General features: G+C 71.0%; 14 protein-coding genes. 12 read left to right on the top strand and 2 right to left on the bottom strand.

The features are described 5' to 3' along the window. The first annotated feature begins 122 nt into the window (after positions 1-122). The 12 genes from thrS (at position 123) to D8M39_RS08265 (ending at position 15,276) form a co-directional block, all read left to right on the top strand. Positions 123-2,357, top strand: a complete 2,235-nt coding sequence (gene thrS, locus D8M39_RS08210; protein ID WP_371413771.1) for a threonine--tRNA ligase — start codon at positions 123-125, stop codon at positions 2,355-2,357. Then, a complete protein-coding gene (locus D8M39_RS08215; RefSeq protein WP_126874805.1) occupies positions 2,354-2,926 on the top strand; it encodes an HIT domain-containing protein in 573 nt (190 codons plus the stop codon). Before thrS ends, D8M39_RS08215 begins: the two co-directional genes overlap by 4 nt. Before the next feature lie 51 nt (positions 2,927-2,977). Continuing rightward, positions 2,978-4,291 carry a Mur ligase family protein gene (locus D8M39_RS08220; protein WP_055083757.1) on the top strand — a complete coding sequence of 438 codons (1,314 nt, stop codon included), beginning with the start codon at positions 2,978-2,980 and terminating at the stop codon, positions 4,289-4,291. 9 nt (positions 4,292-4,300) lie between these two features. Continuing rightward, the gene (locus D8M39_RS08225; RefSeq protein ID WP_055083760.1) at positions 4,301-5,032 is read left to right on the top strand and encodes a type 1 glutamine amidotransferase; all 732 of its coding nucleotides are present in this window, start codon (positions 4,301-4,303) and stop codon (positions 5,030-5,032) included. A gap of 257 nt (positions 5,033-5,289) precedes the next feature. Further along, the gene (locus D8M39_RS08230; protein WP_055083762.1) at positions 5,290-6,051 is read left to right on the top strand and encodes a YebC/PmpR family DNA-binding transcriptional regulator; all 762 of its coding nucleotides are present in this window, start codon (positions 5,290-5,292) and stop codon (positions 6,049-6,051) included. Positions 6,052-6,055: 4 nt separating this feature from the next. Then, entirely contained in the window at positions 6,056-6,739 is a 684-nt protein-coding gene (ruvC, locus tag D8M39_RS08235) for a crossover junction endodeoxyribonuclease RuvC (RefSeq protein ID WP_055083764.1), read from the top strand. Between the two features lie 298 nt (positions 6,740-7,037). Next, positions 7,038-7,679, top strand: a complete 642-nt coding sequence (gene ruvA, locus D8M39_RS08240) for a Holliday junction branch migration protein RuvA (protein ID WP_055083766.1) — start codon at positions 7,038-7,040, stop codon at positions 7,677-7,679. A 2-nt stretch (positions 7,680-7,681) separates the two neighbouring features. Beyond that, entirely contained in the window at positions 7,682-8,782 is a 1,101-nt protein-coding gene (ruvB, locus tag D8M39_RS08245; RefSeq protein WP_055083768.1) for a Holliday junction branch migration DNA helicase RuvB, read from the top strand. 141 nt (positions 8,783-8,923) lie between these two features. Next, a complete protein-coding gene (yajC, locus tag D8M39_RS08250; RefSeq protein WP_232300252.1) occupies positions 8,924-9,481 on the top strand; it encodes a preprotein translocase subunit YajC in 558 nt (185 codons plus the stop codon). Between the two features lie 100 nt (positions 9,482-9,581). After that, the gene (gene secD, locus D8M39_RS08255; protein ID WP_083482390.1) at positions 9,582-11,453 is read left to right on the top strand and encodes a protein translocase subunit SecD; all 1,872 of its coding nucleotides are present in this window, start codon (positions 9,582-9,584) and stop codon (positions 11,451-11,453) included. Beyond that, positions 11,450-12,484, top strand: a complete 1,035-nt coding sequence (secF, locus tag D8M39_RS08260) for a protein translocase subunit SecF (protein WP_055083772.1) — start codon at positions 11,450-11,452, stop codon at positions 12,482-12,484. Before secD ends, secF begins: the two co-directional genes overlap by 4 nt. Positions 12,485-12,639: 155 nt before the next feature. Next, a complete protein-coding gene (locus D8M39_RS08265) occupies positions 12,640-15,276 on the top strand; it encodes a bifunctional (p)ppGpp synthetase/guanosine-3',5'-bis(diphosphate) 3'-pyrophosphohydrolase (protein ID WP_232300253.1) in 2,637 nt (878 codons plus the stop codon). On the opposite strand, the gene D8M39_RS08270 is transcribed toward D8M39_RS08265, so the two are convergent. Further along, complete coding sequence (locus D8M39_RS08270) at positions 15,273-15,899, bottom strand: hypothetical protein (protein WP_055083774.1); 627 nt, start codon at positions 15,897-15,899, stop codon at positions 15,273-15,275. The genes D8M39_RS08265 and D8M39_RS08270 overlap by 4 nt on opposite strands. A 186-nt stretch (positions 15,900-16,085) precedes the next feature. Next, on the bottom strand, positions 16,086-17,342 hold a 1,257-nt coding region (locus tag D8M39_RS08275), incomplete at its 5' end, for a DUF349 domain-containing protein (protein WP_238694026.1).

Below are 17,342 nucleotides of genomic sequence, written 5' to 3' on the forward strand. Positions count from 1 at the left end.
TTCGTGCGGGTCGCGGGGGAGCGGTAGCATCGACAGCGTCGTTGGCGGCCCAGAGCGGCCCCGGCGACAGGCACGCCCCAGGTACGGGCGAGCACACATGACATCTGACGAGGAGAATCACCATGACGGACGCCCCTTCACTACGGCTGAGCGTGGACGGCGAGTCCCGCACCGCGGAACCGGGCACCACCGCCGCCGACCTCTACGCGCAGCAGCGCGACGTGGTGGTGGCGCACATCAACGGTGACCTCAAGGACCTGGCCACGCCCCTGCGGGACGGGGACGTCGTGGAGCGGGTGCTCGTCAGCGATCCGGAGGGCCTCGAGGTGCTGCGGCACTCCACCGCGCACGTCATGGCGCAGGCCGTCCAGGAGCTGCGCGCGGACGCCAAGCTGGGGATCGGCCCGTACATCACGGACGGCTTCTACTTCGACTTCGACGTCGCGGAGCCCTTCACGCCCGAGGACCTCAAGAAGCTCGAGAAGTCGATGCTGAAGATCGTCAACAGGAACCAGATCTTCCGCCGCCGCAGCGTCACCGAGGCCGAGGCCCGGGCGGAGATGGCGGACGAGCCGTACAAGCTCGAGCTCATCGACCTGGCCGGCGGGCCCGGGTCCGGTGCGGTGGACGAGTCCGCGGAGGGCGCCTCCGTGGAGGTGGGCGGCGGCGAGCTGACCATCTACGACAACGTGGACCGCAAGAGCGGGGAGACGGTCTGGAAGGACCTGTGCCGCGGCCCGCACCTGCCGGACACCAAGCACATCGGCAACGGCTACGCCCTGATGCGCTCTGCGGCCGCCTACTGGCGCGGCAACGAGAACAACAAGCAGCTGCAGCGCATCTACGGCACGGCCTGGCCCACCAAGGACGAGCTGAAGGCCTACAAGGACCGCCTGGCGGAGGCGGAGCGCCGCGACCACCGCAAGCTCGGCGTGGAGCTGGACCTGTTCTCCTTCCCGGACGAGCTCGGCTCGGGCCTGCCCGTGTTCCACCCCAAGGGCGGGATCATCCGCAAGGAGATGGAGGACTACTCGCGGGAGCGCCACGCGCGCGCCGGCTACGAGTTCGTCTACACGCCGCACATCACCAAGGGCCACCTCTACGAGGTCTCCGGGCACCTGGACTGGTACCGGGACGGCATGTTCCCTCCCATGCACGTGGACGAGGAGCGGGACCCCGAGACCGGCGAGCTGACGAAGCCGGGCCAGGACTACTACCTCAAGCCCATGAACTGCCCCATGCACAACCTGATCTACCGCTCCCGAGGGCGCTCCTACCGTGAGCTTCCCCTGCGGCTCTTCGAGTTCGGGGCGGTCTACCGCTACGAGAAGTCCGGTGTGATCCACGGTCTGACGCGCGTGCGCGGCATGACCCAGGACGACGCCCACATCTACTGCACGCGCGAGCAGATGAAGGGCGAGCTGACCAGCACCCTGAACTTCGTGCTGTCCCTGCTCAAGGACTACGGCATGGAGGACTTCTACCTGGAGCTCTCCACCAAGGACCCGGAGAAGTTCGTGGGCTCGGACGAGATCTGGGAGGAGGCCACCCGCACGCTGCAGGAGGTGGCGGAGGAGTCCGGCCTGGAGCTCGTCCCGGACCCGGCGGGTGCCGCGTTCTACGGCCCCAAGATCTCGGTGCAGGCACGCGACGCGATCGGGCGCACGTGGCAGATGTCCACCATCCAGCTGGACTTCAACCTCCCCGAGCGCTTCGACCTGGAGTACCAGGCCTCGGACGGCACACGCCAGCGCCCCGTGATGATCCACCGCGCGCTCTTCGGCTCCGTGGAGCGCTTCATGGGCGTGCTCACGGAGCACTACGCCGGCGCGTTCCCCGCCTGGCTGTCTCCCGTGCAGGTGCGGGCGATCCCCGTGGCGGACGCGTTCGACGACTACCTGGACGGCTTTGCGCAGAAGCTGCGGGAGAAGGGCGTGCGCGTCGAGGTGGACACCTCCTCGGACCGCTTCCCCAAGAAGATCCGCACCGCCTCGAAGGACAAGATCCCGTTCGTGGTCATTGCCGGCGGGGACGACGCCGAGGCAGGCACCGTCTCCTTCCGCTTCCGCGACGGCTCCCAGTTCAACGGCGTCTCCCAGGACGAGGCGGTCGAGCTGATCTCCGGTCACATCGCACAGCGTGTCAACGCGGACCCCACGGCCCCCGCCCAGCCCGGCGCGGTGGACGACTCCGCAGACGGTTCCGGTGGCGGCGAGGTGCGCGTGACCGAGACGGTTGTCGAGGATCCGGCGGACGCCGCGGCGTCGGCCTCGTCCCGGAAGGCAACCGCACGCGGTGCCGCCGCCGCCGGGACGAGCGCGGAGACCGGCGAGCCGGGCGTCCCGGGACAGTCGTGACCGGGCGGGGCCCGGCGTCGGGCGAGCAGGGCGTGGACCGGGACGACTTCGAGCTCCCGGGCGTGCCGGACGGCTTCCAGCGGCTGTGGACCCCCCACCGCCTCGCGTACGTGCGGGGGGAGGACACCTCCGTGGAGCAGCCGCCGGGCTGCCCGTTCTGCACGGCGCCCGGGCGCCCCGACGACGAGTCCCTCATCGTGCACCGCGGGCAGCACTGCTTCGTCGTGCTGAACCTGTTCCCGTACAACCCGGGGCACGTGCTCGTGTGCCCGTACCGGCACGTCGCGGACCTCGAGGAGCTCACGGACGAGGAGCTGTGGGAGCTGAACACGCTCACCCGCACCGCGGTGCGGGTGATCCGCGACGTCGCCCAGCCGGCCGCGTTCAACGTGGGTCTCAACCTGGGATCCGCGGCCGGTGGTTCGCTGTCCGCGCACCTGCACCAGCACGTGGTGCCGCGCTGGACCGGTGACGCCAACTTCATGCCCGTGATCGCCCACACCAAACCCCTGATCCAGACCCTCGGATCCACCCGCGAGGACATCGCGGCCGCCTGGCCCGAGGACTGACCCACCGGGCCCCCGGGCCCGCACCGCGGGCGAGCGTGCCCGCTCACTAGGATGGAGCCCATGTCCAGACCACTTGTACGTGCCCTCGGCCAGGGCGTCCGCTGGGCCACGAGCCTGCGCGGCGGCGGATCCGCCTTCCCCGGCCTGTTCATGGAGAAGCTGCACCCCCGCTTCGTGGCGGAGGAGCTCGGGAAGCTGCCCCTGGGGGTGGTGGTGGTCAGCGGCACCAACGGCAAGACGACCACCACCAAGATGGCCGTGCAGCTGCTGCGTTCGCAGGGGCTTCGGGTGTTCACGAACCGCACCGGCTCCAACTTCGTGCGCGGCGTGGCCGCCTCCCTGCTCGCGGAGATGGACGCGTTCGGCCGCCTGGACGCGGACGTCGCCGTCCTGGAGCTGGACGAGGCCCACGCGGTGCACTTCGTGAAGCAGGTCCGTCCGCGGATCAGCCTGCTGCTCAACATCATGCGGGACCAGCTGGACCGCTTCGGAGAGATCGACACCACGAGGCGCATGCTGCGGCAGGTGGCGCACGCGACCACAGAGACGGTGGTGCTCAACCGGGAGGACCCCCGGATCGCGTCGCTCGCCGAGGGCCTCCCGGAGGGCACGGGGGTGAGCTGGTTCGGGCTCTCGGACGCGCTGCGCCCCATGTTCCCGTCCGACGACGACATGCGCGACGGGCTGCGCCAGGTGGACCCGGGCGCCGAGGACAGCGCGGTCCCCTCGGCTGAGCGTCCGCGCGCGGACGTGGTGCTCGAGGCCGTCAACGCCCGCAGCGTGGAGCTCGACGTCGCCGGCACGGCCTACGAGGCCACGGTGGACCTCTACGGCGTCTACAACCAGTACAACGCCGCGGGCGCGCTGGCACTCGCCCTCCAGGTGCTGGGCGAGCGCGCGGACACCGCGTCCCTGGTCGCGGAGCTCGGCAAGGTCACCCCCGCGTTCGGGCGCGGGGAGACCATCACGGTGCAGGACAAGCCCCTGCAGCTGCTGCTCGTGAAGAACCCCGCCGGCTTCCGGCTCTCCCTCGCCTCGGCGTCGGCCGAGGACTACGCGACGATGATCGCGATCAACGACCAGTACGCGGACGGCCGCGACGTCTCCTGGCTGTGGGACGTGGACTTCGACCGGCTGCGCGAGGGCGGCGTGGACATGGTCTCGGGTGTGCGCGCGTGGGACATGGCTCTGCGCCTGGACTACGACCTCGTGCCCGTGGGCACCGTGGAGCCGGACCTGGAGACGGCCCTGCGGGACTTCATCGCGGGGTCGGGGGACCGGCCCATGCGCATCTTCTGCACCTACACGGCCATGCTGTCCCTGCGCAAGATCCTGGGCGGCATGACGCACGTGGCCGCGATCTAGGAGGACTCCGTGGCAGAGACCAGCACAGAACCGCTGCGCATCGTGCAGCTCTACCCCCGGGACATGAACATCTACGGGGACTGGGGGAACACCCTGACGCTGAAACGCCGCGCGGAACGCTACGGGCTCGCGGTGGAGGTGCACGACCACAACCCCGGCGACCCCTGGCCGGAGCACGCGGACCTCTTCGTGGGCGGCGGTGGGCAGGACTCGGGCCAGTTCCGCGTGGCGGAGGACCTCGCGGCGGTGGCCGGAAAACTGCACGACGCCGTGGCGCGCGGGGTGCCGATGCTCGCCATCTGCGGGCTGTACCAGCTCTTCGGGAAGAGCTTCCGCACCGGTGGGGGAGAGACCCTGCAGGGGATCGGGATCTTCGACCTGGAGACTGTGGCGGGTCCCGAACGGCTGATCGGCAACATCGTCACGGAGTCCCCGGAGCTGGGAACCATCGTCGGCTACGAGAACCACTCCGGGCTGACCCACCTGGGCGCGGGGCAGCAGCCGCTCGCCACGGTCGTGTCCGGGGCGGGCAACGACGGCCAGGACGGCACCGAGGGTGCGCGCACGGCCAACGTGCTGGGCAGCTACCTGCACGGGTCGATGCTGCCGAAGAACCCGGACGTCGCGGACTTCCTGCTCTCGGCGGCACTCGAGGCGCGGGGCGAGACGCTCCCGGAGAAGACCTTCGAGGACACGCTCGCCGAGCGGGCGCGCGAGGTCGCGAGCTCCCGGCCCCGCTGACGACGACGACCGGCCGGGAGCGCGGCCCGCGGGCCCCGCTCTGCCAGTGGCTTCCGAAGCCTGTGCCCCGGAACCCGGCCGTGCGGCGTCGTCGCCCGGACGTCGGACCGCCCGAGCCCGCGGGGCGGCGTCCTCCGGGACGAGTGCCGCGTGCCCCGGTGTGACAGCGCACGGGGCGCGCTCGGTATCATGGCAGTCAATCCACCACCGCGTCCGGCCCGAGAACGGCCGGACGCACTGTTTCGAGGAGGTCATCCATGTCAGGTCACTCCAAGTGGGCCACGACCAAGCACAAGAAGGCGGCGATCGACGCCAAGCGCGCGAAGGCGTTCGCCAAGTACATCAAGGGGATCGAGGTCGCGGCCCGCATGGGCGGCGCCGACACCTCCGGCAACCCGGCGCTCGAGCTCGCGGTCTCCAAGGCCAAGAAGAACTCGGTGCCCAACGACAACATCGACCGCGCGGTCAAGCGCGGTGCCGGCCTGACCGGCGAGACGATCGACTACACCGAGATCCTCTACGAGGCCCGCGGCCCGCAGGGCACCGCGCTGTACATCGAGTGCCTCACGGACAACAAGAACCGTGCGGCGTCCGAGGTGCGCGTGGCCGTGACCCGCCACGGCGGCTCCATGGCGGACTCCGGTTCGGTGGCGTACCTCTTCGAGCGCAAGGGCGTGGTCGAGGTCGCGAAGACGGACGGGCTGACCGAGGACGACGTCCTGATGGCCGTCCTGGACGCCGGCGCCGACGAGGTGCTCGACGAGTCGGACGTCTTCGAGGTGGTCAGCGAGGCCACGGACCTGCCCGCGATCCGCACGGCGCTGGACGAGGCCGGGCTCGAGTACAACAACGACGACCCCCAGTTCCGGGCCACAATGAAGGTGGACCTGGACGCGGACGGCGCGCGAAAGTTCCTCAAGCTCGCGGACGCCGTCGAGGAGCTCGACGACGTGCAGAACGTCTACTCCAACGCCAACATCCCGGCCGAGGTCATGGCCGAGCTCGAGGACGACGAGTAGGACCGTGCCGCGCACCGGGGACCGCGGGGGGCGACGTGTGCTCGCCGTGGACCCTGGTCTCACACGGTGCGGGTTCGCCGTGGTGGACATGTCCGCGCAGCGCACGGGCACGTTCGTGCACGTGCAGGTCAGCGGCACGAACGCGGACGAGGCGCTGGAGCGGCGCGTGCTGCGCATCATGGAGACCGCCGAGGAGCTGATCGAACGGTTCCGCCCGGACGTCGTGGCGGTGGAGCGCGTGTTCGCGCAGAACAACGCGCCCACGGTCGTCGGCACGGCCCAGGCCACCGGCGTCGTCATCGCGGCGGCCGCCCGACGCGGCATCCCCGTGGCCTGGCACACCCCGTCCGAGGTCAAGGCCGCGGTCACGGGTGACGGGTCCGCGGACAAGGAGTCGGTGAACCGCATGGTCGTGCGGATCCTTCGCCTGGACGCCCCGCCGCGACCCGCGGACGCCGCGGACGCCCTCGCCCTGGCGGTGTGCCACGGCTGGCGCGGCGGCGTCGCCGGGGTCAACGCGGCCGAGCGGACCTCCACCCACTCCGGGTCCAAACCCTCCCGAGCAAGCGCTCCCGGCGCACTGACACCCGCGCAGCAGGCGTGGCGGCGGGCCGAGACGGCCTCCCGCGCGCCGAGCCCGGGAAAGTCGCGGTCCACCGGTCGCCCCGGCGGGGCACGCTCCCGCTGAGCCGTCCCTCAGCGTGGGATCACAATGGCGCTGGGAGACGGCGCCGTGGAAGCCGACGCGCTGGACAACGATGCGTTTGAGAACGACGACGCCGCGCCACCGCGTGTCCCCGGGGCCGGGCGCGTCTTGGTACAGTGACCAGCAGTATTCGCACATGTGTTCGAACGCGCCGCGCGGCCGTTCCCCGGGTGGGGCGGCCGCGGCCGGGCGAGCACCCCGGTGGTTCAACCGCCGGGAGGACCGGCGGTCCCACCGCCACTGAGACGACCGGCCTGACGCCGGAAGAGGGGAGCGGACCGTGATTGCCTCGGTCACCGGTGAGGTGCAGTTCGTGGGCGCCACGCTCGCGGTGGTGGAGGTCTCGGGCTTCGGCGTCGAGGTCCACGCGAGCCCCCACACCCTCGCGGGGCTGCGGGTGGGTTCCACCACCCGGCTGCACACCGCGTACATTGCGAGGAAGGACGAGTCCCCCCTGCTCTTCGGCTTCTCCCGTGCGGACGAGAAGGAGGTCTTCACGGTGATGCTCGGCGTCTCCGGCGTGGGCCCGCGCACCGCACTGGCAGCGGTGTCCGTGCTCGGCCCGGACGACGCCCGCCGGGCGATCGCCGCGGGGGACGACAAGGCCTTCACCGCCGTACCCGGGATCGGCCCCAAGTCCGCCCGCAGGATCGTGCTGGAGCTGGCCGACAAGCTCGTGCTTCCCGAGCCGCCGCCCGCGCAGGGCGCCCAGCCGCAGATGCAGGTCTGGCGTGAGCAGGTCGTGGACGCGCTGACCGGTCTGGGCTGGAGCGAGAAGGACGCCACCCGCGGCATCGACGACGCCCTGCAGACCCAGCCCGAGCTCGCGGACTCCGGCAACGTGGCGGAGATCCTGCGCGCCGTCCTGTCCTGGCTCGGCACCTCCAAGGGCACTTCGCACGCCCGCACCGGGGGGCGCTGAGCATGGCCACCGACGACGGCGCGTCCGCCGGACAGCAGCGGCTCGTGGGCGCGGAGGGCGACTACGACGACCAGCAGCTCGAGGCCTCCCTGCGCCCGGGCACGCTCGACGACTTCGTGGGCCAGCAGCGCGTCCGCGCCCAGCTCTCGCTCGTGCTGGAGGCGTCCAAGCTGCGCGGCCGCACGGCGGACCACGTGCTGCTCTCGGGCCCGCCCGGGCTCGGCAAGACCACGCTGGCCATGATCATCGCCCAGGAGCTGGACGTCCCCCTGCGGATCTCCTCGGGTCCGGCCATCCAGCACGCCGGTGACCTCGCGGCCATCCTGTCCTCCCTGACCCACGGGGAGGTGCTCTTCCTGGACGAGATCCACCGCATGTCCCGCCCCGCGGAGGAGATGCTCTACATGGCCATGGAGGACTTCCGCGTGGACATCGTCGTGGGCAAGGGCGCGGGTGCCACCTCCATCCCGCTGGACCTCCCGCCGTTCACGCTCGTGGGCGCGACCACTCGTGCCGGCCTGCTGCCGGGGCCGCTGCGGGACCGCTTCGGGTTCACGGGCCACCTGGAGTTCTACTCCGTCCCGGAGCTCGAGCTCGTGCTGCGCCGTTCGGCAGCGCTGCTGGACCTGACCATGACCACGGAGGCGTTCACCGAGGTGGCCTCCCGGTCGCGGGGAACGCCCCGCATCGCGAACCGGCTGCTGCGCCGCGTGCGGGACTGGGCGCTTGTGCACGGTGTCGAGCGGATCGACGCGCGCGCGGCCGGTGCCGCACTGGACATGTACGAGGTGGACGTCCGCGGCCTCGACCGGCTCGACCGCAACGTGCTCTCCGCCCTGGTGGGCAAGTTCAACGGCGGTCCCGTGGGGCTGTCCACCCTGGCGATCGCCGTGGGGGAGGAGACCGAGACGGTGGAGACCGTGGCCGAGCCGTTCCTCGTGCGAGAGGGGCTGCTGGGGCGCACCCCGCGTGGCCGGATCGCGATGGCCGCGGCGTGGGAGCACCTGGGGCTCGAGGTCCCGGACCACGCGGCGTTCAAGGACCCGGCCCTGCGCACCGCCCTGGCCACGGACGCGGACCAGGAACAGGACGCGTCGTCCTAGCCGCTCCGGACACCGTCCAGCGGGTCACCAGATCCATCCCCTAAACTGAGTGCGAACCCGAGCGCGTGCTCGAGTCGTTCCCGCGGGTCAGCGGGGGCCCGCCACGCGCGACCCCTCGCACGACGACAGAACGGATCATTCGTGACGCTCCTCGCAGAAACCCAGGAAGCTGCTGCCGGCGGAGGTGGGACCGCGTGGTTCCTGCCCGTCATGCTCGTGGTGATGGTGCTGCTGCTCTGGCTGCCCATGCGCCGTCAGAAGAAGGCCCAGGCCGAGATGAAGGCCAAGCAGGCGACCATGGAACCCGGCACGCGCGTGATGACCAGCTTCGGCCTCTACGGCACGCTGCGGGACATGGACCGCGAGCAGAACAAGGCAGTCCTGGAGATCTCCCCGGGCCAGCTCGTCACCGTGCACTCCCAGACCGTGACCACCGTGGTGGACGAGACCCCCGCGGCCTCCGCTGCGGGCGAGGGCACCGTCGTCGACGGCGCCGCGCACACCGGCACCGCTGACAGCGGCATCGTGACCGGCACCACCGGTGGTGCGACCGCCGCCGGGAACCCCACCTCCGGGAACTCCACCTCCGAGACCCCCGCGGCGGGCACCACGACGGCCAGCGACGTCGCCCCGGAGCAGGACCACCGGACCTGGCGCGACGCCCGCGACGGCGAGGACCGCGGCACCACCACCAACTGATCCACCCCCCCCGCTGGGTTACGGGCCGATGACCTCGGCCCGTTTCTCATGCGTCGACCGGCCCGAGTGGCGCCGGTGACGGGCTCGTTGAAGGACGGCTATGGCAGCACAGAAGAAGACGTCGGGGACCCCCGGTGAGCACAGGGGCTCCCGCTGGCGCCGGCGCGGCACGTCGGAGGGGACGGGCTCGCGCGCGAGCGGCTCGAAGGGCACGGGCGGGGGTGCCACGCCGCGGCCGCGCTCGGGAGCCGCCGTGGCGGCGTCGTCGGCCCGCAAGGCACTGCTCGCACTCGTGGCCGTGGCCGCGATCCTGGCGGGGGTGCTGGTCTACGGGGTCAGCACGGACCGCACGGGCTGGAGCCCGAAGCTCGCCCTGGACCTCGAGGGCGGCACGCAGATGGTGCTCTCGCCTACCCTGCAGGGTGACGACGCCGGGCAGGAGATTTCCCAGGAGCAGCTGGACCAGGCGGTGGAGATCATCCGCCAGCGCGTGGACGGCGCGGGTGTCTCCGAGGCGGAGATCACCACCCAGTCCGGGCGCAACATCGTGGTCTCGATGCCGGGAGTTCCCTCGAGCGAGACGCGCGACCTGATCCAGACCTCGGCGCAGATGGCGTTCCGTCCCGTGATCACCACGGGTGCCGGTGCCGCCGTCCCCGAGGACCAGCGCACGGATCCGAAGTCCATCCCGGAGCCGGACGCCAAGCCCACGAACTCCTCGGACCCCAACTGGGTGACCCGTGAGCTCTACGCCGAGTACGAGGCGCTGGACTGCACCAAGGGACAGTCGCAGGAGGAGCGCGCCGCGCAACCGCAGGACAAGGCCGTGGTCGCGTGCGACACGCAGGGCGGCTCCGAGAACAGCACCAAGTTCATCCTCGGGCCGGTGGAGATCCCCGGCACCGAGATCTCGGACGCGTCCTACGCGCAGGCCACGAACTCCCAGGGCCACGCCACGGGCGGTTTCGCGGTCAACCTGCAGTTCGACGAGCAGGGCACCAAGACCTTCAAGGAGCTCTCCGAGCGCCTCTACAGCCTGGGCCAGAGCAGCCAGGGCGATCCCCGCTCGCAGTTCGCCATCGTGCTGGACGGCTCCGTGATCTCCGCGCCGAGCATGAACTCGGTCATCACGGACGGCAAGGCGCAGATCACGGGCAACTTCACGGAGGACGAGGCGAAGTTCCTCTCCCAGCAGCTGAAGTACGGCGCGCTGCCGGTGTCCTTCTCGATCGACTCGGAGCAGCAGGTCTCCGCGACGCTCGGCAGCGACCAGCTGCGCATGGGCATCGTGGCCGGCCTGATCGGTCTGGCGCTCGTGTGCATCTACTCGCTGTTCCAGTACCGCTGGCTGGGGCTGGTGACCATCGCGTCGCTCGTGGTGGCCGGTGTGCTCACGTACCTCGCGATCACCCTGCTCGGCTGGGGCGCCAACTACCGCCTCTCGCTCGCCGGCGTGGCGGGCCTGGTGGTGGCGATCGGCCAGACCGCCGACTCGTTCATCGTCTACTTCGAGCGCATCCGCGACGAGATCCGCGCCGGGCGCACGATCCCCGCCGCGGTGGACCACGGCTGGCAGCGGGCCCGACAGACGGTGCTCGCCTCCAAGGCCGTGAACCTGCTGGCCGCGGTGGTCCTGTACTTCGTGGCCGTGGGCAACGTGCGCGGCTTCGCGTTCACCCTGGGCCTGACCGCCATCGCGGACCTGCTGGTCGTGTTCCTGTTCACGCACCCGGTCATGGTGCTGCTGGCCCGCACGCGCTACTTCGGCTCCGGCGCCAAGAACTCCGGGCTGGACCCGGAGGCCCTCGACGCCGTGCCGCTCTACCGCGGCGCCGGGCGGCTGCGCGACCCCTCCGAGAACGACGGCCTCACGATCGCCGAACGACGACGCCGCGCGGCCCGCGAGACCGCCGCCGGTGACGGCACGGCGTCGTCCTCCGCCCACTCCGACCCCCAGGAGGCCCAGCGATGAGCAACCGACTCGCGCGATTCGGCAACGACCTGCACAGCGGGCGCCGCTCCTACCCGTTCGTCCAGAAACGGGGGCTGTGGCTCGCGGTGAGCCTGGCGCTCGTGGTGGTCTCCGTGCTGATCCCCGTGGTCAAGGGTGGGTTCAACCTGGGCATCGACTTCACCGGTGGCTCCGAGTTCACGGTCTCGGGCGTCGAGAACACGGACGTGTCCCTCGGCCAGCGCGCCGTGGCGGGCACCCCCGGCGCGGACGAGGCCACGGTCACCAACATCGCCCCCGGCACCATGCGGGTGCAGACCCAGCAGCTCGACGACGACCAGACGCTGAGCGTGAAGTCCAAGCTGCAGGACTCCTACGGGGTGGGCGAGGACCAGGTGACCTCGAACTTCGTGGGTCCCACGTGGGGTCAGGGCGTTACTCAGCAGGCGCTGTGGGGCCTGCTGGTCTTCGTGGTGCTGGCCCTGGCGCTGATGGCGCTGTACTTCCGCACGTGGAAGATGTCCGTGTCCTCGATCGCCGCGATGCTCGTGACCGTGGTGGTCACGGGCGGCGTCTACTCGCTCGTGGGCTTCGAGATCACCCCCTCCGCGGTGATCGGCTTTCTCACGGTGCTCTCGTACTCGCTCTACGACTCGGTGGTGGTCTTCGACAAGGTCCGGGAGAACACGGCGGGGCTGCTGGACGGCAGCGCCCCCGCGGAGCGCGCGAAGCGCACGTACGGGGAGCAGGTGAACCTGGCGGTGAACCAGACGCTCGTGCGCTCGATCAACACCTCCGTGGTGGGCATCCTGCCCGTGGGCTCCATCCTGTTCATCGGTGCCTACCTGCTGGGCGCGGGAACCCTGAAGGACCTCTCGCTCTCCCTGTTCGTCGGCATCATCGTGGGAACGCTGGCCACGCTGTTCGTGGCGGCGCCGCTGTACTCGTGGCTGCGCGACCGCGATCCCGCCGTCCGCGACCAGGCCCGGAAGGTGCTGGAGGAGCGGACCACGGACGCGCCCCCGGTCAGTTCGGACCCCGTCTCCGCCTGAGTCCGGACACCCGGACCACCGGCCCCACCAGGGCTCATGCCCCGCGGCCCCCGTGCACAGAGCACGGGGGCCGCGGCATTACACTGGGTCATCAGCCGCGCCGGGCCAGGATCCCACCTCCCCGGCACCGCGGCACGGTGAGGAGGCCACGGCTCATGTCCAGCACGTCCGACCACGCGGGTGCCCGCACCCCCTCCGGCTCTCCCGCGCCCACCTCCGGGGGATCCGCCGAGGCCACGGCCGTTGCGACGACGGCGCGCACGGCGTCGTCGGAGTCCGCTCCCGCGTCCGCCGACAGCACCGGCGCGGCCACGGATCGCACGGCGCCGGTGGCACCGGCCTCTCGGACTGCCGAGGACACGGGTCACGCCACGTCGCCGGGATCGGCACCCACGTCCGCCGTGGGAACCAGCGCGGCCGCGGACGGCGCGTCGCGCGCGGCCGGCGGTCAGCGCACCGCCGTGGCCCGCGGGGACTTCAGCGGAACCCACTTCGTGCTGCCCGCCTCGCGCCCGGTCTTCGGCCGTGCCGTGTTCCCGGGGCGCAGCGAGAAGACCCGTTCCACGCTGTCCGTGCTGAGCGGGGAGTCCGTGCCCAGCTCGCCCGTGCTCGTGCCGCTGCTGCGCACGGTGCAGAACTCGCACCCCGAGCAGGACCTCACCGTGCTGGAGCGCGCCTTCGCCGTGGCGGACGCCCACCACGAGGGCCAGAAGCGCAAGTCCGGAGACCCGTACATCACCCACCCGGTGGCCGTGACCACGATCCTCGCCGAGCTCGGCATGACGGGCGCGACCCTGGTGGCCGGGCTGCTGCACGACACGGTGGAGGACACGCCCTACACGCTGGACGAGCTGCGGGACGAGTTCGGCGAGGAGGTCGCCGAGCTCGTGGACGGCGTGACCAAGCTGGACAAGATCCAGTACGGGGAGAACGCCCAGGCGGAGACCGTCCGCAAGATGATCGTGGCCATGGCCAAGGACATCCGCGTGCTGGTCATCAAGCTCGCGGACCGGCTGCACAACGCCCGCACGTGGCGCTTCGTCTCCTCCGAGTCCTCGGGCCGCAAGGCGCGCGAGACCCTGGAGATCTTCGCGCCGCTGGCCCACCGGCTGGGCATGAACACGATCAAGTGGGAGCTCGAGGACCTGTCCTTCGCCGCGCTCTACCCGAAGGTCTACGACGAGATCGTGCGCATGGTGGGGGAGCGGACCCCCGAGCGGGAGCGGCACCTGGCGCAGATCCGCGGGGAGATCGGCGAGGCGCTGGACGCCTCCGGGATCGAGGCGACCATCACGGGCCGGCCCAAGCACTACTACTCGATCTACCAGAAGATGATCGTGCGCGGGAAGGACTTCGACGAGATCCACGACCTGCAGGCCGCCCGCGTGCTCGTGAACTCGGTGCGCGAGTGCTACGCCGCCCTCGGCGTGCTGCACGCCAAGTGGCGGCCGCTGCCCGGGCGGTTCAAGGACTACATCGCCATGCCCAAGTTCAACATGTACCAGTCGCTGCACACCACGGTGATCGGTCCGAACGGGCGGCCCGTGGAGATCCAGATCCGCACCCACGAGATGCACCGCCGCGCGGAGTACGGCGTGGCGGCGCACTGGAAGTACAAGGACAAGGTCAACCAGGCGAACTCCGCCACGCCCAAGGCCAAGGAGGGCGAGCTGAACTGGCTCAGCTCCCTGGTCTCCTGGCAGGAGGAGGCGAAGGACTCCTCGGACTTCCTGGACTCGCTGCGCTACCAGATCAACACCGCCGAGGTGTACGTGTTCACGCCCAAGGGTGAGGTCATGGCACTGCCCGCGGGCTCCACCCCGGTGGACTTCGCGTACGCGGTGCACACGGAGGTGGGCAACCGCACCATCGGTGCGCGGGTCAACGGCAAGCTGGCCCCGCTGTCCTCCACGCTGCAGCACGGGGACCGGGTGGAGATCCTCACCTCCAAGTCGGAGCAGGCCGCGCCCTCCCAGGACTGGCTCAAGTTCGTGGGCTCCCCGCGCGCCCGCACCAAGATCCGCCAGTGGTTCTCCAAGGAGCGCCGCGAGGAGGCCATCGAGCGCGGCAAGGACATGCTCACCAAGGCCCTGCGCAAGCACCACCTGCCGCTGCAGCGCACGGTCACGAGCGAGTCCCTGCTCGCGGTGGCCCAGGACTTCAACCGCGGGGACGTGGCGGCCCTCTACGAGGCCCTCGGCTCGGACGCGGTCAGCGCCCAGCAGGTGGTCGAGAAGCTGCTGGAGCACCTGGGCGGTGCGGACGGCACGGAGGAGGACCTCGCAGAGGTCACGCGTGTCACCAAGCCGGTGCGCTCCGGCGTGGCGGATGCGGGAGTGCTCGTGCAGGGCGCCTCGGACGTCTACGTGAAGATCGCCCGCTGCTGCACGCCGGTGCCCCCGGACGAGATCGTGGGCTTCGTGACCCGCGGCTCGGGGATCTCGGTGCACCGCGTGGACTGCGCCAACATGAAGGCGCTGCCGGAGGGCGACAACCGCGTCAAGCAGGTCTCCTGGGCACCCACGCAGTCCTCACTGTTCCTCGTGGAGATCCAGGTGGAGGCGCTGGACCGCAAGTCCCTGCTCTACGACGTCACGCGCGTGCTGTCCGAGAACCACGTGAACATCCTCTCCGCCCAGGTGCACACCTCGCGGGCGCGCCTGGCGATTTCCCGGTTCTCCTTCGAGATGGGCGACACCCGCTACCTGGACCACGTGCTGAACCAGGTGCGGCGCATTGACGGCGTCTACGACGTGTACCGCGTGTCGGGCCACCAGCCCGTGGCCTCCTAGGCCGGAGCGCTCTCGTCCATCCCTCGGGAGAGCTTGCGCACCCGCGTGAGCGCCGCGCGCCGTCCGGGGGTCTTGGGCATGGTCTCCAGGTCGTGGCGCACGTCCTCGGGCGCGCACCGCAGCCGTGACGCGCCCATGAGAGCGAGCAGGGCGGCGTCGCCGGCGGGACCCGGAACGTACAGCGCGATGTCCGTCGCCGTGCGCCGCGGAGTGGTCAGCGAGATCCCGTGCAGCGTCACGACGTCCTCCGGAGCGAGGCTCGTCTGGTGCAGCACGATCCCCGGCGGCACGGTGGCCGTGGTGCGCGCGCCCTTGTCCACGAGCACGGGCAGGGGCGAGGGCTCCGGGGCGCAGCGGTAGAACCACGCCGCGCCCAGCCGCCCCATCACACCCCGGCGCTGCAGGTTGCCCGGAACCACCCGGCTCAGCACCACCGCCCGCAGGGAGTCCGTGACGGGCTGGGACGCATGCACGTGGGCGTCCAGCAGTTCACGGCGCAGCACGCCGTCCACGGTCATGGCGTGCAGCTCCGCGCGGCTGAACGGGTGGCCGGGCAGGAACACGGTGTACGCACCGTCGTAGCGGGGACCGGAGGGGCGCAGCGAGGGGGCGAGGGAGGTCATGGACCCATCCCACCCCACGAGCGGCGGCAACGGCAGACCCGTGCCGCACCTGTGGAGAACCCACGCGAAGCGCCCCCGCCCGGCGGACCGGAGCGGGGGCGCTGGCTGTGACAGGGCCGGAACGGGACCCTCTCAGCAGGACACCCGGGAAGGCACGCTGTCAGCGGTGCCCTCCCGGTGCGGGCGTCAGCCCAGTTCGGAGGCGGAGGCCTGCAGTGTGGCGAGCCACTGCTCGCTCGTGGCCAGGTCCTTCTCCAGGGAGGCGGCCTTCTTCTCGTTGCCGGAGGCGCGGGCGGCCTCGACCGCCGCGCGCTGGTCCGCAATCTTGCTCTCCAGCTGGGAGAGCATCGAGTTCGAGCGCGCCTTCGTCTCCGGGTCGGTGCGACGCCACTTGTCGTCCTCGGCCTTCTTAACGGCGTCCTCGACCGAGCGCAGCTCGTTCTCCACGCGGCGCATGTGGGCGCGCGGTACCTTGCCTGCCTCCTCCCAGCGCTGCTGGATCGAGGCGAGCTTCTTCTTGGCGGTCTCGAGGTCCTTGACCGGCAGGATCTGCTTCGCCTCCGCGAGCAGCTTCTCCTTCACGCCCAGGTTGCCCTCGAACTCCTTGTCGATCTGCTCGTTCGCGGCCTTGCGGGCGTTGAAGAACACGTCCTGCGCGGCGCGGAACCTGGACCACAGGGCGTCGTCGTCCTTGCGGGAGGCGCGCGGGGACTGCTTCCAGCGGTCCATGAGCTCGCGGTACTTCCCGGCGGTCTCGCCCCAGTCCGTGGAGGAGGACAGGGCCTCGGCCTCGGCGATCAGACCCTGCTTGACGCGCTTGGCCTTCGCATTGGTCTCGTCCAGGGAGGAGAAGAACGCCTTGCGGTGGCGGTCGAACGTGGTGCGCGCCTTGCGGAAGCGCTTCCACAGGGCGTCCTCGTCCGACTTGGACAGCCGCCCGCCCGAGCGCTGGTGCTCCTGCCACTGCGTGAACAGCTGCTCCATCCGGGCGGAGGACTGCTTCCACTGGGTCTTCTGGGGGTCCTGGGCGGCAACCCCCTCGGCCTCCTCCACGATGGCCGTGCGGCGGGCCAGCTGCTCGGCCTTGTGCTTCTTCGACTCCTCGCGCTCGCGCTCCAGCGCGACGCGGATGGCGTCCTCGAGCGTGTCCAGGCGCGTGGAGAGGTCCACGAGGTCACCCACCATGGCGTGCGCGTCCACCTGCTCCCGCACGTGCTGCACGGTCTTGCGCATCTCGCCGGCGGGAGCCTTGGCCGCGATGCGCTGCTCGAGCAGCTCGACCTGCGCCTCGGCGTCGTCGAACTTGCGCGCGAAGTAGGCCAGCGCCTCGTCGCTCGTGGCGTCCGGGAACTGGCCGCACTCGTACTCGGTGCCCCGGACCGTGACGTACACGGTGCCGTTCTCGTCCGCGCGGCCGAACGCCTTGGCGCGGGCCACTGACTC

Source organism: Kocuria sp. HSID17590 (assembly GCF_003989485.1).
Taxonomy (GTDB): Bacteria; Actinomycetota; Actinomycetes; order Actinomycetales; family Micrococcaceae; genus Kocuria; species Kocuria salsicia.

Bases quoted from the DNA above. Each gene is read 5' to 3' on its own strand.
- secF (WP_055083772.1), top strand. From the start codon at position 11,450: ATGAGCAACCGACTCGCGCGATTCGGCAACGACCTGCACAGCGGGCGC.
- ruvB (WP_055083768.1), top strand. From the start codon at position 7,682: ATGGCCACCGACGACGGCGCGTCCGCCGGACAGCAGCGGCTCGTGGGC.
- D8M39_RS08265 (WP_232300253.1), top strand. From the start codon at position 12,640: ATGTCCAGCACGTCCGACCACGCGGGTGCCCGCACCCCCTCCGGCTCT.
- secD (WP_083482390.1), top strand. From the start codon at position 9,582: ATGGCAGCACAGAAGAAGACGTCGGGGACCCCCGGTGAGCACAGGGGC.
- D8M39_RS08230 (WP_055083762.1), top strand. From the start codon at position 5,290: ATGTCAGGTCACTCCAAGTGGGCCACGACCAAGCACAAGAAGGCGGCG.
- D8M39_RS08270 (WP_055083774.1), bottom strand. From the start codon at position 15,899: ATGACCTCCCTCGCCCCCTCGCTGCGCCCCTCCGGTCCCCGCTACGAC.
- D8M39_RS08220 (WP_055083757.1), top strand. From the start codon at position 2,978: ATGGAGCCCATGTCCAGACCACTTGTACGTGCCCTCGGCCAGGGCGTC.
- thrS (WP_371413771.1), top strand. From the start codon at position 123: ATGACGGACGCCCCTTCACTACGGCTGAGCGTGGACGGCGAGTCCCGC.